General features: G+C 42.8%; 12 protein-coding genes. 5 read left to right on the top strand and 7 right to left on the bottom strand.

What is annotated here, in order from left to right; all coding sequences use genetic code 11:
* Window positions 1-56: 56 nt before the first annotated feature.
* Window positions 57-1,544: a M16 family metallopeptidase gene (locus tag U1P77_RS04000; protein WP_321156095.1), complete on the top strand. Its 1,488-nt coding sequence runs from the start codon at window positions 57-59 to the stop codon at window positions 1,542-1,544.
* 187 nt (window positions 1,545-1,731) lie between these two features.
* A complete protein-coding gene (locus tag U1P77_RS03995; protein WP_321156094.1) occupies window positions 1,732-3,192 on the top strand; it encodes a M16 family metallopeptidase in 1,461 nt (486 codons plus the stop codon).
* A gap of 345 nt (window positions 3,193-3,537) precedes the next feature.
* Here the strand turns inward: U1P77_RS03995 and U1P77_RS03990 are convergent, their stop codons facing one another.
* Window positions 3,538-4,566, bottom strand: a complete 1,029-nt coding sequence (locus U1P77_RS03990) for a D-Ala-D-Ala carboxypeptidase family metallohydrolase (RefSeq protein WP_321156093.1) — start codon at window positions 4,564-4,566, stop codon at window positions 3,538-3,540.
* Window positions 4,567-4,830: 264 nt separating this feature from the next.
* Here U1P77_RS03990 and rodA point away from each other — a divergent pair, with 264 nt between their 5' ends.
* Complete coding sequence (gene rodA / locus U1P77_RS03985; RefSeq protein ID WP_321156611.1) at window positions 4,831-5,970, top strand: rod shape-determining protein RodA; 1,140 nt, start codon at window positions 4,831-4,833, stop codon at window positions 5,968-5,970.
* Between the two features lie 1,141 nt (window positions 5,971-7,111).
* Entirely contained in the window at window positions 7,112-7,726 is a 615-nt protein-coding gene (locus U1P77_RS03980; RefSeq protein ID WP_321156092.1) for a septal ring lytic transglycosylase RlpA family protein, read from the top strand.
* A 165-nt stretch (window positions 7,727-7,891) separates the two neighbouring features.
* On the opposite strand, the gene radA is transcribed toward U1P77_RS03980, so the two are convergent.
* The 3 genes from radA to lptA form a co-directional block, all read right to left on the bottom strand.
* Entirely contained in the window at window positions 7,892-9,337 is a 1,446-nt protein-coding gene (gene radA, locus U1P77_RS03975; RefSeq protein ID WP_321156091.1) for a DNA repair protein RadA, read from the bottom strand.
* Between the two features lie 269 nt (window positions 9,338-9,606).
* On the bottom strand, window positions 9,607-10,389 hold the full coding sequence (gene lptB, locus U1P77_RS03970) for an LPS export ABC transporter ATP-binding protein (protein ID WP_321156090.1): 783 nt from the start codon (window positions 10,387-10,389) through the stop codon (window positions 9,607-9,609).
* A gap of 63 nt (window positions 10,390-10,452) precedes the next feature.
* The gene (gene lptA / locus U1P77_RS03965) at window positions 10,453-10,941 is read right to left on the bottom strand and encodes a lipopolysaccharide transport periplasmic protein LptA (protein WP_321156610.1); all 489 of its coding nucleotides are present in this window, start codon (window positions 10,939-10,941) and stop codon (window positions 10,453-10,455) included.
* Window positions 10,942-11,486: 545 nt separating this feature from the next.
* Between lptA and U1P77_RS03960 the strand changes: the two genes are divergently transcribed.
* Entirely contained in the window at window positions 11,487-12,125 is a 639-nt protein-coding gene (locus U1P77_RS03960) for an IS256 family transposase, variant Zn-binding type (RefSeq protein WP_321156089.1), read from the top strand.
* 137 nt (window positions 12,126-12,262) lie between these two features.
* On the opposite strand, the gene lptC is transcribed toward U1P77_RS03960, so the two are convergent.
* The 3 genes from lptC to U1P77_RS03945 form a co-directional block, all read right to left on the bottom strand.
* On the bottom strand, window positions 12,263-12,850 hold the full coding sequence (gene lptC / locus U1P77_RS03955; RefSeq protein ID WP_321156088.1) for an LPS export ABC transporter periplasmic protein LptC: 588 nt from the start codon (window positions 12,848-12,850) through the stop codon (window positions 12,263-12,265).
* Window positions 12,847-13,431: a KdsC family phosphatase gene (locus tag U1P77_RS03950; protein WP_321156087.1), complete on the bottom strand. Its 585-nt coding sequence runs from the start codon at window positions 13,429-13,431 to the stop codon at window positions 12,847-12,849. Before U1P77_RS03950 ends, lptC begins: the two co-directional genes overlap by 4 nt.
* 68 nt (window positions 13,432-13,499) lie before the next feature.
* Entirely contained in the window at window positions 13,500-14,492 is a 993-nt protein-coding gene (locus U1P77_RS03945; protein WP_321156086.1) for a KpsF/GutQ family sugar-phosphate isomerase, read from the bottom strand.
* Window positions 14,493-14,728: the final 236 nt, after the last annotated feature.

The following is a 14,728-nucleotide window of genomic DNA, read 5'->3' as shown; positions in this document are numbered from 1 at the left end:
AGTTACTGTGTTCAGTCATCATTATTCGGTCGTCATTATTATAAGTAGAACCTACCATGTCATCATCTAGAACCCTGCACATCGTTTGCACTTTGGCTTTATCTTTAGCATCAACCGCTACCCTCACGGCCTGTCAAACCAATACCCTTAAACAAACAGCACAATCTGATTTGACACCAGTCACGCCAGCATCAAATTCGACCAATAACTCAGCCTTAGCTATAGATATGTCAGGGCGGCATGAATATCAGTTGGAGAATGGTCTCAAAATTATCGTGAAGGAAGACCATCGCGCACCCGTCGTGATGACTCAGATTTGGTATCGAGTAGGTTCGGCGGATGAGCCCCTAGATAAAGGCGGACTCTCGCACTTACTTGAACATATGATGTTTAAAGGGACGGCTGACGTATCAAGCGATGACTATGAGCGCTTGATTGCCAAATTTGGCGGGATAAATAATGCCTTTACCAGTTATGATTATACCGGCTATTACGAGCTCTTTCCGGCCAATCGTCTGCCATTAGCACTAGAGCTAGAAGCGGACCGTATGACCAATTTACTCTTTGATGCGAAAAAGTTTGCGAAAGAGCATCAAGTCGTTATGGAAGAGCGTCGCCAACGTACCGATGATAATCCGCTTGCTAAGGCTTATGAATCTTTTCGCCTGCTAGCCTTACCCAACAGCCCCAAAGGCGAGTCCGTTATCGGACCAATGGTAGAGCTTGAATCAATTAAACTGGCAGAATTAAAAGACTGGTATAAGACCTGGTATGCCCCTAACAATGCGACTTTGGTCATTGTGGGTGATGTTGAGCCACAAGAGGTTTTAACGCGAGTCAAACGCTACTTTGGCGACTTACCTACCAGTAAACTTCCTAAGCGTCCAGCTGTTAGCCAACAAGGATTCCGCGGTTATAAGCAAGTCAGCTCTGAGCAAGCGGTAAAAGTTCCGGTCTTATTGATGGGTTATAACGTGCCCAGTTTACTGACCGCTGGCGCAAAGGATGAAAAACAAGCCTACGCCTTATCGCTTGCGCAAGACGTGTTAGATGGTGGTCTGTCTGCACGCCTAGAGAGTAGATTAATACGTGAGCAAGGGCTATTGGCTACCGTTGGCACCTCCTATGACTTACTGGATCGTGGTGATGGACTGTTTTTGATTCAAGCGACCCCACGTGAAGGCGTGAGCTTAGAACAAGCGCAGCAGGCTATCATGACTGAAATTAATAAGCTTGCCACCGACCCTATTCAAGCCGATGAAATCAGCCGCGCGAAGACCAATACTGTCACCGGACTTATTTATGCTCAAGACAGTATGGAAGGGCAAGCACAGATGATTGGTTCACTGCAATCTATCGGGCTTGATGACCGACTCCTTGCCTCTTTACCTGCTAAGCTTGATAAGGTAACAATTGCTGATATCAAAGCCGCTAGCAAAAAATATCTAGTAAAAGAAAATCTGACCGTTATGCATATTGTACCGCCTAAAGATGAAACAGTAACTGACAAGATAAAAACTGACAAAGTAGAGTCGAATAACTAAGAGAATCACCTGCTTTTTTACACTTCATACTTGATTACTAGTTACCTATTTAGCGCCCAGTCGCTTTTTTAATAAGAAGACAGTTATGATTCATAAGACTTCTAAATTCACGACAAAGAAAACAGCTCTAGCCCACATACCAAACTCAACACGGTCAACAGTTTCTAAACCTAAGCAGCTGTCCTATATGAGTATGGGTATAGCTATAGGGTTGGCAACGTTGACTGTTCCCGCTTACGCAGATACGGCTATGACAGATAATCGTGCGCCCACAGCTGCCGTCGATGCCAATGCACCCATTACAGCGTTGTCGAAACTGAGTAGCCTTGATACCGTTAAACCCTTACAAGTGACCGTGCCGAATGTTGACCATTTTGAAACCACAGCGGGCGTTCCAGTGTCTTTTGTACGCGCGGCAGCATTACCTATTGTCGATATAGATTTACGCTTCAATGCCGGTAGCGCCCGTGATGGTAATATACGCTCAGAAGGCTTTGGTATTGCCAATATGACTGCTACCATGCTCACTCAAGGGTCACAAAGCTTAAACGAAAATGAATTTACTCGCGCAGTTGAGACTTTGGGTATCAATCTAAACAGCAGCGCTTATAAAGATATGTTTATCGTTTCACTACGCAGCCTATCCGATGATGAACATCTACTGCCGGCTATTGACTTGATGACTCAAATGCTGACTAAGCCGACCTTTGATCAGCAAATTCTCGCGCGTAATAAAGCGCGTTTGTTGGTTGGATTGCAGCAGCAAAAACAGGACCCCGGCAGCCTCGCTAGCCTTGCCTTTAACCAAGCATTATATGGCAAACACCCCTACGCTCACCCTTCTTCCGGTACGCTTGAAAGTGTGCCCAGTATTGAACGAAAAGATCTAATTGATTTTCAAAATCGCTATTTAGTGGCTGCTAACGCCTCTCTTGCAATGACTGGCAATTTAACTTTAATTCAAGCTAAAAAACTTGCTGAAGATATTACTGTTAATTTGTCTATGGGAAAGGCGGCAGCTGTTTTGCCCGAGCCTAAGCCACTCGATAAATCACAGCATATCCATATTCCGTTTCCCAGTTCTCAAACCACAGTATTGATGGGACAATTGGGTAGCAAGCGTGCCACTGACCCTAAGGCGCAGCAACAACAAACTAACTTTGCCGTTGGTAATGATGTATTGGCAGGTGGTGATTTTAACGCCCGCCTAATGACCGAAATTCGCCAAAATCTGGGTTATACCTACGGTATTTCAGGCTCCATGAGTCCAATGCTGGCTCGCGGCCCTTACCAAATTGGCTTTTCAACACGAAATGATAAAGCACGGGCGGCGATTGACGCGAGTTTGGAGGTGATTAATGACACTTTGGATAATGGCATCACTAGCACTGAGATGCGCCTAACGACAGACAATCTAAAAAATAGCTTTCCGATGAGTTTTGCGAGTAATGCCGGGATTAATGGTTTATTGGGAATGATGAATTTTTATCAATTGCCAGATAGTTATTTGATCGATTATGTCAGCCGTATTGACCAAGTACAGTTATCAGAAGTAAACCAGACCATGCGCGATACCCTTGAGCCAGATAAGTTTTTGATTGTGACGGTTGGACAAGATGATCCTTGGGAAAAGAGAGCTAATAAATAATCTTTTAAAAAAGCAGTAATCATATAAAGACAGTAGTCATATAAGTAGCAGCTTGCATAGATAGGCGGCTATTCTCTAAGATAGATTTAATCCAATTTGGAAACGGTACAGTGCTACTGGGATGAATTTTTTGCAGCCTCTGTCACGCTTGCGAACAGCACGCTAGAAAAATTTATACCATTAGCAGGTTGCTATAAGTCTATTCATCCTTATTTGCGACTATCCCTTATCGTAAACCGTACTTCTTTGATCCGCCTACCAAACCTCTTTTTAGTACTCTTAGGTCAATTTTATGACTTATTTTAATAGGATTTCTTGATTTATTTTCATGGATATTAGTGTGGGTTAGTAGTGACAAGCAGAGCTGCTACTGGTGTGATTAAAACCCCATTTGCGATAACCGTCTGTATCTAAGTGAATCGCACCGGTTGAATAGAGCCCAAGCCCAAAGTTGTGAGACTCGCCTTGGTATTGCCAAAACTGACAGAGACTATCTTGCATATTACTGAGTTGCCATAAGTTAGCTTCGTATTCGGGCACCCAGATATCTATAGCGCCTGCGGTCATGTGTTTACTCTCATTGGCCCCGCCCGCACAGTCATTGAGTCCCGGACTGCGATATACTGAACGAATCTCGCTACTTGCTGGTAGGATCCCTTGGTTTTTTAACTCACTGTATAGCCGTAATGTAGACACGACATTTGACCACAGCTCTTGCGGTGGCAACTGATAAGGCTCATAGCCGCATTTGTCCCAGCTACGGGCAGTAGTGAGCAGCTGAGAGAGTGGCGGCACATTTTGAGCGCCCACCTGTGAGCTGAGATAACGTTGATAACTGGCGACTTGTTGGCTGCGGTAGCTATTGCTATTAAGCCATGTATTGAAGTCGATGCTGGCAGAATGGTTGTAGGTATTGTTGCTAGTGCTGTAAGTGCTGTTATAACTTGGCGTGCGCCTATTAGTATTAACGCGCTGACTTTCTTCTATCGATAGCTTGGCGTCGAACTTAAACTCACGCTGTTTTTGTTGGATTAGTCCTTGCATACTATCGCCATTTAGAATAGTAACGCCAGCGCTATGATTTGCTGAAGCAGTTGAAGGCGTGATATGAGCATTACTGCTGCCACTGTTATTACTGCTGCTACTGCCATGACGCACTTCGATACGGCGCTCGCTATTGTCACTTATGATAGCCGCATGAACGCTGACGCTACTGGCACTACTCGCAAAAACAAGTAATGTAATGACAAGCTTCATGGCAGCAGAAATAGGGGGGTTCAAAGGTGATACCGATGCTGGTTCTGGCGGATTACTGTCAGTCTTATAAACAGAGTTACGACTATGCCTAAGGACAAAGTTTTTTACATTTATCATTGCGTGTCACTATCACTAAAAACATTTTATCGATACTATCAAATTTTGAACAAGCAGGCTAAACTATCGCCTTCAATAAGCCACAACACGTTTGTTAGTAACACTTATCCTTATTATTTTCATATTTATGTTACTTTCTTACCATCACGTTACTTTGTTCGTTATGATTTATTGAAATTAACGTGTTAGTGCCACTGATTTATAGCTGGTTTTTTTCTTAACACTACCCTTTCTTTAACACCATTCTTCAGCCCTATTTTGCCTATGCCTTCTAACCCGCAGTATCGATTTTCACGCCAGAGCCATCATTTTAGTCAACGTCATGAACCGACGCTATGGCAGCGCATTCATATTGATCCTTGGTTGACCCTACTCTTACTAACCATTTGCTGTATTGGCTTGACGATTTTATACAGTGCTTCGTCTCAAGATAGCAGTATGGTCATCCGCCAGATAGTCAGTTACGGTGTCGCGTTTACAGTCATGTTTGCTATGGCGCAAGTACCGCCCAGTATTTATCGCACCTTTACCCCCGTATTTTATGTTTTAGGATTGGTACTGTTGGTACTGGTCGACATTATTGGCGAGGTACGGATGGGCGCGCAGCGCTGGATTAATTTGCCAGGATTTGGCAGTGTGCAACCCTCGGAGTTTATGAAGCTTGGTATGCCAATGATGTGTGCGTGGTTTTTATCCAAGCGCGATCTACCGCCGTCGCTATCAAGTGTCGTAATAACGTTAGGTCTTATCGTTATTCCTGTGTTGCTAATTGCTAAAGAGCCTGATCTTGGTACCTCACTGCTAGTGGCAGCAAGTGGTATTTTTGTGTTGTTCTTAGCGGGGCTGTCATGGCGGATGATCTCAGGTGCGCTAGCGCTATCGATACCCTTAGTAGCCTTTGCTTGGAATTTCCTATTACATGATTATCAGCGCACACGGGTACTGACGTTGTTCAACCCAGAAGCTGATATCCAAGGTGCTGGCTGGAATATTATTCAGTCCAAAACCGCTATTGGTTCAGGCGGTCTTACTGGTAAAGGTTATCTAGAGGGTACGCAATCACATCTACACTTTTTGCCTGAAGGACATACTGACTTTATTATCGCGGCCTTCTCTGAAGAGTTCGGTCTATTTGGTGTCATGCTACTGATGTTCGTTTATGCTTGCCTATTATCGCGTGCATTATATATTGCCTTCACTCACCCTGATACTTACAGCCGTTTACTAGCAGGGGCTATAGCTATGTCATTCTTTGTTTATGTGTTTGTGAATGTTGGCATGGTCGGCGGTATCCTGCCGGTCGTTGGTGTCCCTCTGCCGTTTATTAGTTATGGCGGCACCGCGGTCGTGACTTTGATGGCTGGATTTGGCTTGCTGATGTCAATTCATACCCATAGACCATAATTTATCACTTCTGATTCGATAATCAATGAACGAGGCCAACAAGGAATAGTAAGGAATATAGTCAGTTCATTTTAAAACGGATACAGTATGGCTAAGATAAATTTTTGCCAGCTGCACGCATTTGTCTATGTGTCGCTTTTATTTATCATTGACTATATCTATTTGATTTTTTATCAACTATAAATAGCCGTTTTAAGACTTAAGACAATTTAAGATAGCTTTAACATGACTTTATCTCTGAGCCTGAAATGGCTTTTGCGCTTGAAATCAAAACCAAAATATATCAAACAAAAACATTCAAATCAGTGAGTTAATCGAATTATGTAAGCAAAATATTAATATATGAATGCGGATTAATAAGAATTCTAAAGCTCAAAATAAGATTATTTAAGCCAATTTAATATTTTATTATTATTGCTTGTTTGTACCTTGTTTAAACAATCTTTTAAAAAATCATAGTACTATCAAGGTTACTATCCTCCTAAGTCTTTGTTGTTGTTACGCTAATCCATCTAATAGTTACGCTTTATCATCTTAATAGCGTCCTTATTGTTAAGCCATACTGGGAATATATTAATACTTGTTTTTTACAAACATTTGCGTTATTCTCGTTTAACTGTACTTTGATACATAATCCGTACATAGCCACTAAGAAAGTTAGCATTTAATTATATTTTGGTTATAGCTTATCCGTATAGTTAGCAACTGATAGATTTTAAGCTTTCAAATACACTACTTAATTAACGGTTTACTGACAGTAATTATACGCAACACTGTCTAAATCCTTCATTAATTTAGCAATTTAAAACAGCTTGTCTATTAGATAAACATAGCGTGTTACCAGTATTAATATTTTCTAGTGCTGATAATACGAATTTTATTAATATTGTTAATTATCATTAAGCATGTCATGAGCGTTCGCTGGTACTTATTACCGTTTGCAAACCTATGATAACCAAATAAAAAACTTACCATACTTTAAAATCTATAAAAGCCAGTACTCACTACTAATCTTTATAAACCATAATGGATTGAGTCAGACGCTTTAGAGTATGCGGCATCGTTAGATTAATCTGATATTGCCACGCTCAACCTAAGATTCTTAGAATTAGGTTTTAATGTATAAGCTATAGAGGTATTTATGAATAAGCGTTTATCTGGTTTACTTGCAATGTCAGTATGTTTATTTACTGGTTCTGCAGTAGCCTCTAATGCAAATGCGGTAGAAACAAAAACCACCCTTGCAACGTTGTCTCAAGATAACGCCTCCCATATAGATCGCGTACTTGGCGAGCTTACCCGACAGCATGACAGTGCGTCAAGTTTGGTTAAGTCTGCCCGTCAACCAACATCATTAGCGCTTAACAGTTCATTGTTAGCCAAAGATACTACGCAATTAACCAATGACGAAGACGTATTAGAACGTCTCACTGCAGTAGCGTCTAATTCGGTAAGAAAATTTAAGCAAACGGGCTTAGCCTCTTGGTATGGTCGTAAGTTTCATGGTCGCAAAACGGCCAGCGGTGATACCTTCGATATGAACGCCTTAACCGCGGCTCACCGTTCATTACCATTAAACTGTTATGTCAAAGTGACCAACAAAACAAATGGTAAAAGTGTGGTTGTCAAGGTTAATGACCGTGGCCCATTCTCAGGTAACCGTGTGATGGATTTATCTTATGGTGCTGCCAAGCAATTAGGTATGACTGCCAAAGGTGTTGGTAACGTCTCAATTGAACGCGTTTCAGGACCCTAGTTTTAAAGAATTAACTGTCTACACAGATCTGAAATAAAAAGCGCCTAACTTATTAGCTAGGCGCTTTTTTTATGTTTGATTCCTGATCTTTTAACTGTAGATCACTTTGTTTTAGATTTAGATGATCTGATTGTCAATAATTATTCAAATGTGGAAGTCCATCCTCTATAATTCAAACGCACGTTCGATAGCATCATCAAGTCGTTCTACGGCAATCACATTAATACCTTTAAACTGCGGAGCATTAGCGGCAGGCGCATTAGACTTAGGAATGATAGCGTGCTTGAACCCATGCTTCATGGCTTCTTTTAGTCGCTCTTGTCCGTTGGGGACAGGTCGAATTTCACCGGATAAACCCACTTCACCAAAGACTGCTAATGAAGACGGTAGTGGTTTTTCTTTAATACTGGAAGCACAAGCCAATAATACGGCCAGATCAGAGCCGGTTTCAATTACTTTTACCCCACCGACGACATTCACATAGACATCTTGTCCACTAGTATGGATACCACCGTGACGGTGCATAACTGCCAGCAACATCGATAACCGCTGAAAATCAAGACCTAACGCCATACGTCTTGGCTGTCCTTGTGAGTCGTCAACTAAGGCCTGTACCTCGACTAATAGTGGACGCGTACCTTCACGGCTAACCATCACTACGGAACCAGCAACGGGTTTATCATAGCGACTTAAAAATATAGCTGATGGATTGGCTACTTCTTTGAGCCCCATATCGGTCATACCAAAAATACCCAGCTCATTAACCGCACCAAAGCGATTTTTGACCGCGCGAATCATACGAAAGCGTGAATCAGACTGACCTTCAAAGTACAGTACGGTATCCACCATATGCTCAAGCACTCGTGGCCCTGCTAGCGTCCCTTCCTTGGTGACATGCCCAACCAAAAATAGCGCGGTGCCCGTTTGCTTGGCATAACGGGTCAGAATCGCAGCAGATTCACGAATTTGACTGACACCACCTGGCGCGGAATTAATCGCATCCGTATAGATAGTTTGAATGGAATCGATAATAGCAATCGCAGGCTGCTCTTGGGTTAATGCCGCACAAATGGTTTCTACGTTGGTTTCAGCCAATACCCGCAATCGATCTGCTGGCAGATCTAAACGCCTAGCACGCATCGCCACCTGCGCAAGTGACTCCTCACCAGTCACATAAAGCGCACTACCTGCCAATGAATCAGCACGCGCCATATTAGTGGCTGTTTGTAGCAAAATAGTTGACTTGCCAATACCCGGATCACCGCCTATCAGTACAACAGAACCGGCGACTAATCCACCACCCAGTACTCGATCAAATTCACTGATTCCTGTTGGCATACGCGCATCTAAAGATACACTGACCGCATTGAGCGGCATGACCGCACTGTGTGTACCAGAATAGTTCCCCGCAGGTGCTGCGCTACCACCTGCATTTCGAGGAGCTGCACGACCGGCATTGGGCTTAGCGGTGTTTTTATTATGATGCGGCATGCTGACATTGGGCGCTTCAACTAAACGGTTCCATTCGCCACAATCAGAACACTGCCCTGCCCACTTACCAAAATGAGCACCGCAGTGCTGGCAGACATAGCTACTTTTATTTTTTGCCATAGTATATGAGCCTTATTGAGGGTAACCATTAAAAATGAGTAATAGAATATCGCTACGCTTGTACAGGTAGCTGTTTATAAAAAGACAACGGCTTAAGAGAAAACAACCGTTTATGGGAGGCCAACAATTGATAGTAAGGACAGTTGTTATTACTGTTTAAGGTAAACAACTATAGTGAAGAAGGCTAGTTATGTTGAGCATAAAAACACGTTGGGCAAGACTGGTTTCAATAAATGTAGAAAAACAAAGCTAGGTATCAACTCGACAGCTTACACCTGAAAATCTTTACCTAAATAAACGCTTTTTACCAAATCATTGCCTAACACCTCTTCCGATGTGCCCTCAGCAATAATAGAGCCTTCTGAAACAATATAAGCTTTTTCGCAAATAGCTAGCGTATCGCGGACATTATGATCCGTAATTAGTACGCCAATGCCACGATTTTTTAAAGTCAAAATCACGTCTTTAATATCATTAACAGAGATAGGGTCAACCCCAGCAAAGGGCTCATCTAATAGAATAAACTTAGGGTCAGCTGCCAAGGCACGCGCAATCTCACAACGGCGGCGCTCTCCACCTGAGACGCTCATACCTAGTGAATTACGGACATGCTCTAAATGGAACTCACCAATTAATTTTTCAAGCTCTTGACGTTGCTCAGCGGCGCTCAGTTCTGCACGCGTTTGTAAAATCGCCAAAATATTGTCTTCAATAGACAACTTGCGAAATATAGAGGCTTCTTGTGGCAAATAGCCAATACCAGCACGCGCACGCTCATGCATAGCATATTTGGATAGATCCATTTTACCTAAGGTAACACGGCCTTTATCCATGTTGACCAGACCTACCACCATATAAAAGCTGGTCGTCTTGCCCGCACCGTTAGGACCTAATAGCCCAACGACTTGTCCTTGCTCAACGGAGAATGAGACATCCTTAACGACCCAGCGTTTGCCATAGCGCTTACCTAAATTTTGCATCGTTAAACGCGCGATTGGGGCAGCATTACTGTTGGTTGATGCTAAATGGTCAATATTTTTATTATCACTCATAACTTACCCATGCTATTACAAAATTTAAGCACTGATGCATACCCATATATTCATGTTCATTGCCTAACGAATGCTGCTTTGACTGTTACTATTACTGGGTGGGAATACCAGCTCAACGCGCTGATTGCCGCCAGCAGTGGCTTCTACATCGCCTGCTTTTAGGCTATAGCGAATGACATTACCCGCAAAACTCGCACTATTTTGAACCAGTTTGGCATTGCCGGTTAAAGTAACGATTCCCGTCACCGCATTATAATCAATTTTATTGGCTTGCCCTTTAGCCAGTCCTTTCTCTTGAGTGACGACCTGTTGCATGGTTGCTGGACGTCCAGTCGCTACCGCTGAGTTAATGCTGCGACCCTGTGATAAATTCACCGTAATATTATCAGCAGTCATCTTGAACGTACCTTGGGTAATGACCACAGTACCAGAATAGCTAGTAATACCGGTACTTTCACTATAAGTCGCTTTATCTGCTAACAGTTTGATCTGCTGATTGGCATCTGAGGGCAGCGCATGACTATACAATGGTAGGGCTAATAGCATTACCATCGGCAGCGCACGTAAACCATGCGGTATTTGAATGGATCGGTTAGATAGTGAGCGCAAAGCAGGCAAAAAGTTAAATTTCATAAGAAGTTACTCGTTTTATAATTAGTAATAGGGTCTGCAAGCTTCATGCTCTTGGCTATCTTCAAGCCTAGCTTTAAATTAAAGCGTAATATCTGTCTTTATAGGCATTCTGGTGTAATGGACAAAATTCATGCTGTCGTATAGGTTAAAGCTATATACTGTCTGTATTTGCAAGGAAACAAAGCCATGAATCAAAAAACTGCCCTTTTTGTGGTGAAAAACACACCAAGAAGAACGGCCACAAACTAGGCAAACAGCAGTACCAATGCTTAGCCTGTAAACGGCAGTTTTTAGGGGGTAAAAGACTAAATAATCCCCTGCTTTGGCAAGAATACACGCAAGGCAAACAAACTTACAAACAACTGGCTGACAAACATCAATGCAGTATTAAGACCATTCAAAGGCGGTTGGATAACGTTAAAATCCAATACAAGATTCAGCTGCCCCATCAGGCCAATATTGTCATGGATACTACTTACTTTGGCAGACAATTTGGTCTCATGGTATTTATCGACAACAGTACTAAAGCGGTCTTACATTACAAAATAGTCAGCCATGAGACCAACACTGCCTACAAGCAAGGCATTGACCATATAAAGTCGTTAGGCGTTGATATACAAAGCATCACCTGCGATGGTAGACGAGGATTAAACAAGCTATTTCCCAACATACCTTGCCAGATGTGCCAGTTTCATCAATTACAGATAGTCACTCGTTATCTAACTCGTCGTCCTAAAACGATCGCAAGCATTGAGCTTAGACGATTGTCCTTAACAGTAACACAGCATGATAAGTCAGGGTTCACAGAGCGCTTAGACAGCTGGTATATCACTCATGAAGCCTATCTTAATGAGCGGAGTATCAACGTTGAAACCGGTAAAACTTGGTACACTCACAGACGCCTTAGAAGTGCTTATCGAAGCTTGCGAACCAATAGTGACTGGTTGTTTACCTATAGAGAATACGAGCATTTAAATATGCCAAATACAACCAATGCTCTTGAAGGTTTGTTCAGTGAGTTAAAGCGACAATTACACAGTCATCATGGTCTAAACGAACAACGTAAGCTACGGTTTATTAAAGACTTTTTATTGTCAAAGTAGCGCCGCCAGCATGAATTATGTCCATTAGCCGCTATCGTCTACTTTTTAGCATGAATTTTGTCTATTACACCGGCATTCTTTATAAGTATTCTTTATAGGCATCAGGAACATCAGGGATATCATTGACATTGTAGCCATCAAAACAGTGCTTTATCCTGACGGTCAGCTGGGGTAAAAGTGACTGCCACCTTCCCAAATTCATATTCGCCCGTTTCAAGATTTGCTTTCATGCTGGAAGCCTCAAACCGGTTCATACCCTGTTCGACCTTGACGGGCGCATCACTATAAACCTGCCGAGATTTGGTATTACCTTTGAGTGTTTGACCAATCACTTTAATGGGCTCAATGTCTGATTTTTTGTCAGCCTTATCTTCACTAACTAGGGTAAAACCATCTGACAAACGTAACTCACCAGTCTGCTGATTGATGGCAGCACTGCCTGCTTGAATTAGGTAGCGCTGTTCATCTGAAGGCTTCCAGTTCATGGTAATACCCGACATCTCATCCTGATTGGTTACCGGATTATGAGTTAATGATTCAGCGTTAAGCTCGTACTCGGTTTCACCTTGCTCGTTAGTCTGTACCGCCTTGATATCTGTGGCCTCATAATCAACATCTGAAGCTTCTGTATTGACCGGCGGCGATATCTCTCCTTGCTGCTGAAAAAACCAGCCGGCGATACCAGCAATAATTAACGCTAAGACGATTAAAACACGGGTATTCACGACAAGTTATCCTGTGTGTTAGCCTGAGTACTGCTAAGGGTCTTTGTCTGCGCATCATCAAGCGTATAATGCGCAATGAAGTCTTGATAATGGCCATGACCTTTTAGGATTAAATCACATACTTCACGTACTGCACCAGTGCCGCCTGCGCGGGTGGTGACCATGTCGCTGCGATTAATAACCTCTGAATGCGCGTTAGGCACAGTAGCAGCAAAGCCTACACTTTGCATCGCTTTAATATCAGGTAAGTCATCACCCATATAAGCACAATCAGCGGCAGTGAGGTCAAGGGTTGAGAGCAACTCATTTAAAGCGATTAGCTTATCATCACGACCTTGTACCACATAATCTACACCTATCTCAGCAGCACGCTTATTAACCATAGGACTGCTACGACCGGTAATAATAGCCGTTAAAATACCATAACGTGCCAATGATTTCACACCCACACCATCTTGTACCGAAAACGCTTTGGTTTCTACCCCGTTAGCATCATAGATAATCTGACCGTTTGATAAAATACCATCGACATCCATAACCAGCAGCTTTACTTGGCCCGCTTTTTTTATTAAGTCTTGCATAATATATCTCTTATTAAAGGCTGTTTTTTAGGCATTATTGATTATGAGTTGGGACTGACGCTATTTATCTATTTTACACCTGCTTTTAGTAAATCGTGCACAGTAATAATAGCTTCTAAGCGTCCCTGCTCATCGATGACCAATAACTGACTGATAGCATTTTCGTTCATTACGCTTAGAGCATCAGAGGCACGCATGGTTTTACTGACTTGACGTGGATTAGTAACCATTACCTCACCCATCGGCGTTTGAAGGTCAATCCCCTTCTCAAGGCCTCGGCGTAAGTCACCATCAGTAAATACACCAATGACCCTTTCTGCCTCATCGGTCACAACCGTCATACCCAAACGTCCAGCGGACATGATAAACAAAGCTTCTCGTAATGGGGCTTGCTGATTGATTAATGGCAAATTCTCTGCAGTGGTATGCATTAGATCTTCAACTCGCGTCAATAGCTGACGCCCAAGTGCACCCGCAGGATGCGATAATGCAAAGTCCTCTGAGGTGAAGTCACGGGCATGTACTAACGCAACTGCCAGCGCGTCTCCTAATGCCAAGGTAGCAGTAGTACTTGAGGTGGGAGCTAGATTTAGTGGACACGCTTCCTGCGACTTACCCAGTGTCAGCACAATGTCAGCCGCCCGAGGTAGCATGCCGCGCTGATCACGACTGATACTAATCAGCGGAATACTCAAGCGTTTAACCACTGGCAACAGCATCTTAATTTCATCCGATTCACCAGAGTTTGAAATGGCAAGCAGTACATCGCCTTTTACCAGCATCCCCAAATCGCCATGCCCTGCCTCACCCGGATGCATAAAAAAAGAAGGCGTCCCGGTAGAAGCAAAGGTGGCGGCTATCTTGCGGCCAATCAACCCAGATTTACCCATGCCTGTCACCACGACTCGACCTTGACAAGCCAAAATAATATCGCAGGCCTGCGCAAATCGATCATCTATTTGTTCAGTCAATAATGCCAGCGCTGCCTTTTCAGTATTGATAGCGTCAATAGCCGTACTGATAAATTGGTCGTGAGTTAGCTTACATGGACGGTCAATCATGGGTTGGCTCAATGCGTGTAATGAATCAATGACATATTTTACTATATTATAGTAAATATTAATAATATAGCGCAAAATCTATAACAGCGCAGCAGCAGTCATTAATTATACGGCTACTCATATCAGAAAGACCCACTATAATAGCAGGTCCTTCTTTAATAAATGATGCATTAATAATGGATGCTTAAATAAAGCGCTTGTTAAAGACATCTTTATTTGTCTGTCGTTATTTAATT

Origin of the sequence: Psychrobacter sp. LV10R520-6 (genome assembly GCF_900182925.1) — a bacterium.
In the GTDB taxonomy this organism is placed as follows: Bacteria; Pseudomonadota; Gammaproteobacteria; order Pseudomonadales; family Moraxellaceae; genus Psychrobacter.
Note: the sequence above shows the minus strand (reverse complement) of the source record. Positions and strands in the feature narration are given on the sequence as shown.